The sequence below is a fragment of the Citrobacter sp. NCU1 genome (genome assembly GCF_010231475.1).
Taxonomy (GTDB): Bacteria; Pseudomonadota; Gammaproteobacteria; order Enterobacterales; family Enterobacteriaceae; genus Citrobacter_D.
The window spans coordinates 1-3977 of the sequence record NZ_NRDO01000107.1 but is presented as its reverse complement, the minus strand read 5'-3'; the positions used below and the strand labels follow the sequence as shown (position 1 = coordinate 3977).

Genomic DNA, 3977 nt, shown 5'->3' with positions numbered 1-3977 from the left:
GTCATCATCACGTTCTCCGGATTTAGGTCAGGAACGTGTCAACGCTATTCAGGATGGGTCACACTAACAAAAAAGCCAGTTCATTTGAACTGGCTTTTTTTGTGTCGGGTGGCGGCCTCGCTTACCCGACCTACGAGGACATTTCTCATTGTAGGCCGGATAAGATGCGTCAGCATCGCCATCCGGTACAGCAACTAGATATGTAGCTCCTGCAGCTTCTCTTTTGGCAGGGCCAGCTCTTCGTTGCTGTTCACGCGAACATCGCGCTCCAGAATATGACGCGCGATCTCCTGCGCTTCGCTCAGAGAGTGCATCTGGTACGTACCGCACTGGTAGACGTTCAGTTCCGGGATCTGGTTTTGATCCTGCACTTTCAGCACGTCTGCCATTGCCGCTTTCCAGGCATCCGCCACGCGCTGCTCGTCCGGCGTACCAATCAGGCTCATATAGAAACCTGTACGGCAGCCCATCGGGGAGATGTCGATGATCTCAACACCGTTCCCGTTAAGATGATTACGCATAAAGCCCGCAAACAGGTGCTCCAGCGTGTGAATACCTTTTTCCGGCATCACTTCTTTGTTTGGGATGCAGAAACGCAGATCAAACACGGTAATGGCGTCGCCATGCGGGGTGTTCATCGTTTTCGCGACCCGGACTGCAGGTGCTTCCATCCGGGTATGATCGACAGTGAAGCTATCTAACAACGGCATTTAGCCACCTCCGAGAATTATTTTAAAAATAAACTGAACTCTTTGTTCCGGGGCGAGTCTGAGTATATGAAAGACGCGCATTTGTTATCATCATCCCTGTTTTCAGAGATGAAATTTTGGCCACTCCCGAGTGGCCTTTTTCTTTTCTGTCAGGCGTGCTTTTTTAGCCACTCTGTAAACGACTCGGTATCTGCCGCTTCAACATCCTGCTGACGACGTTTCGATGCCTCACGTTCAGCAATAAAGTCCTGCTCCTGCAAGACTTCCAGCGGTTCTTCACGCAGCAAATTACGATAAGCCTCGCCCAGTGCTTTGCCTGTTCCGCCAATCCCTGAGTCAATCATAGACCGCAGGATACGCGCTGAGAACGTCAGTTCCGGATTATCGAAGCAGGCGACCAGTTCATCGCAGACTTTCTGATATTCCTCTCCGCCGTGGATGCTGTCCAGCGTTTGCGCCACGCGTTTCAGATCGTGGAACAGATCTTTACCGACTTTCGGCAGCGGGAACTGCGCCGTTTGACAGCCAATACCTAACGTCAGTCCCGGCTTACGTCCTTCCAGAATCACCCGATTCCAGTTAGTACGCGTACACAGAAGTTCGTCGCTGCTCATTTCCGGCGCATCAGCCAATACGCACCAGACCATAAACAGATCAAGGAATCGTACCTGCTGCTCGTCAACGCCAATCGGCGAGAACGGGTTAATATCCAGCGAACGCACCTCGATGTACTCAATACCGCCGCGCAAAAGCGCATCTGACGGCGATTCACCGCTACGCGTCACACGCTTCGGACGAATTGGCGCATACAGTTCGTTTTCAATCTGCAGAACGTTGTTGTTAATTTGCAGGCGCTTACCGTCTTTCTCCAGGCCAATCTCCGCATACTCCTCGGAAGGCGTTTTGATCGCGCGCTTTAATCCTGCCACATACTCATGCAGATCGTTAAACGTAATACCGAGATTGCTTTGCGACTTATTGGTATAACCGAGATCGCTTAAGCGCAGAGACGTTGCATACGGCAGGTAGTACATGCCGCAGTCCGTTTTCTCAAACGGCAGCGTGGTCGGTTTTCCCTGTAGGAACGAAGAGCAAATCGCCGGAGACGCGCCAAACAGGTACGGGATCACCCAACCAAAGCGGTAATAGTTACGAATCAGACGAAAATAACCGGCAGAGATTTTTTCTTTCGCGTCTTCGCCTTCCGTTACGCCACACTTCGCCTGCCAGAACGCCATCGGCAGCGAGAAGTTATAATGCACACCAGAGATGGTTTGCATCAACGCGCCGTAGCGGTTTTTCAGCCCTTCACGGTAGAGCGTTTTCAAACGACCGATGTTAGAGGTGCCATACTGCGCCAGTTCGATATCCTGCCCTTCAGCAATATAGCAAGGCATGCTCAGCGGCCACATCCGCTCATCACCCAGGTTTCTGGCCGTGAAGCGATGCAGATCGCGCATCAATGTCAGCATATGTTGAATATCGCCATCGACCGGAGTGATAAACTCCAGCAGCGCTTCGGCAAAGTCGGTGGTTATCCATTTATGTGTCAGCGCAGAGCCTAACGCCTCTGGATGGCCCGTTGTTGCTAACGTGCCATCAGCATTAACACGCAGTGTTTCGCGCTCCAGCCCACGCTGAATCCCCTTCAACGCCTGAGGATGCTTTTCCAGCCAGGCCAACGCCTGTGATACGTCCGGGATCAAATTGACCTCCCGCCTGTCAAAATCGTTTTAATTAGCATAATTGTAATGGTGACTCTACGTGTCTATCTACAATTAGTGCCACCACATCATGCCCTGAAGAGTAGCCGCTGCGACCACAACATAGCGCAACGTTTTACCAAGACATAAAAAAAAGAGCACTGGTCCCCACGAGATGCGCATCCACCCCGCCAGTAAGCACAGTAAATCCCCCACGACCGGCATCCAGCTTAATAGCAGTGTGACTGCGCCATACCGCTTAAGCCAGCCTGTGGCCTTTTCTTGCCAGCGCGACGTTTTACGTAACGGGAAGAAATGCCCAAGGATAACGTTAGTTAACCCCCCAAGGCTATTACCCATTGTTGCTGTTAAGACTAAGACCCAGGGATGACTTACCCCGGACACTAGCATCGCAGCTAAAACAACTTCTGAATTTCCGGGCAATAGCGTGGCGCTGAGAAAACTACTGGCAAACAGGGACAGGAGCGACAGTCCATCACTCACAATAATCGAACATCCACAACATCCATTCCCGCCGCACGTGCCGCCTGCAGACCGAAATCAGCATCTTCAAACACCACACATTGCGCAGGAACCACACCCATCCGTTCCGCGCACAGCAAAAACGTATCCGGGGCTGGTTTGTGATGCTGAACATGATCAGCCGCGACGACCGCATCAAAATAACGACGTAAGTCGAGGTGTGCCAACAACGCTTCAGCGATAGCGCTTTCGCTACCGGTTCCCACTGACATCGGGCGACGGCCATACCAGGCCTTCACCACCTCGACCAAAGGTAACGGGTCGGCGCTGTCCAGCAGCATGCTTTTTACCGTATCGGTCTTTTCTCTCGCCAGCGAATAGGGGTCAAGATCGGCATGATTGAGTTCAATGATCGACTGAGCAATGCGCCAGGTTGGGGAGCCGTTAAGTGCGACCATTGCCTGAAGATCAAAACGAAGGCCGTAGCGCCCTAATACTTCACTCCACGCCTTACGGTGCGTCGGTTCAGTATCCAGGAGGGTGCCATCCATATCAAAAATCAATCCCGAGTAACGTTCGTACATTGCGTTCTCACATACCTAATGACCAGACGTTACTTTATCGTAATTGATTGATTTTGTCGCTGATGGAGAGAGTGAGGATTGCTCAGTGTGTGAAGCAAGGAAGTGTTTGTGCAAAGAAGCGAAGTGTTTTGTAGAAGAGGAGCATCCGGGAGGATTACTTCGGAGAAGATGGTGCATCCGGGAGGATTACTCGGCTGCGCCTCGCCCTGAGGGTCGTTGCTAAAGCAACGTTATCCTCCCTGGTTCCTGCGATATTCTCGCAGACCATGAAACAACAAACCGGTTGTTATTTCTGAGAAGATGGTGCATCCGGGAGGATTCGAACCTCCGACCGCTCGGTTCGCAGCCGAGTACTCTATCCAGCTGAGCTACGGATGCATCAGGGAAACTTACTTTACTGCAGATTTTGATACCGCTGCTAAAGCCGTATCAAGTAAGAGATGGTGCATCCGGGAGGATTCGAACCTCCGACCGCTCGGTTCGCAGCCGAGTACTCT

The 3977-nt window shown here is 51.8% G+C and carries 4 protein-coding genes and 1 tRNA gene; all 5 read right to left on the bottom strand.

From position 1 onward, the window contains the following. Positions 1-194 precede the first annotated feature (194 nt). The 5 genes from luxS to CJP72_RS24355 all read right to left on the bottom strand — a co-directional run bounded on the left by luxS (position 195) and on the right by CJP72_RS24355 (position 3858). Positions 195-710 (bottom strand): S-ribosylhomocysteine lyase, encoded by a 516-nt coding sequence (gene luxS, locus CJP72_RS24375; RefSeq protein ID WP_060569134.1) that lies wholly within the window; start codon positions 708-710, stop codon positions 195-197. A 149-nt stretch (positions 711-859) separates the two neighbouring features. After that, positions 860-2416: a glutamate--cysteine ligase gene (gshA, locus tag CJP72_RS24370; protein ID WP_162383822.1), complete on the bottom strand. Its 1557-nt coding sequence runs from the start codon at positions 2414-2416 to the stop codon at positions 860-862. 72 nt (positions 2417-2488) lie between these two features. Continuing rightward, positions 2489-2917 (bottom strand): VTT domain-containing protein, encoded by a 429-nt coding sequence (locus tag CJP72_RS24365; RefSeq protein WP_162383821.1) that lies wholly within the window; start codon positions 2915-2917, stop codon positions 2489-2491. Beyond that, on the bottom strand, positions 2914-3480 hold the full coding sequence (gene yqaB / locus CJP72_RS24360) for a fructose-1-phosphate/6-phosphogluconate phosphatase (RefSeq protein WP_162383820.1): 567 nt from the start codon (positions 3478-3480) through the stop codon (positions 2914-2916). The genes CJP72_RS24365 and yqaB overlap by 4 nt, the downstream gene beginning before the upstream one ends. A 301-nt stretch (positions 3481-3781) precedes the next feature. Beyond that, positions 3782-3858, bottom strand: a tRNA-Arg gene (locus tag CJP72_RS24355). Positions 3859-3977 lie beyond the last annotated feature (119 nt).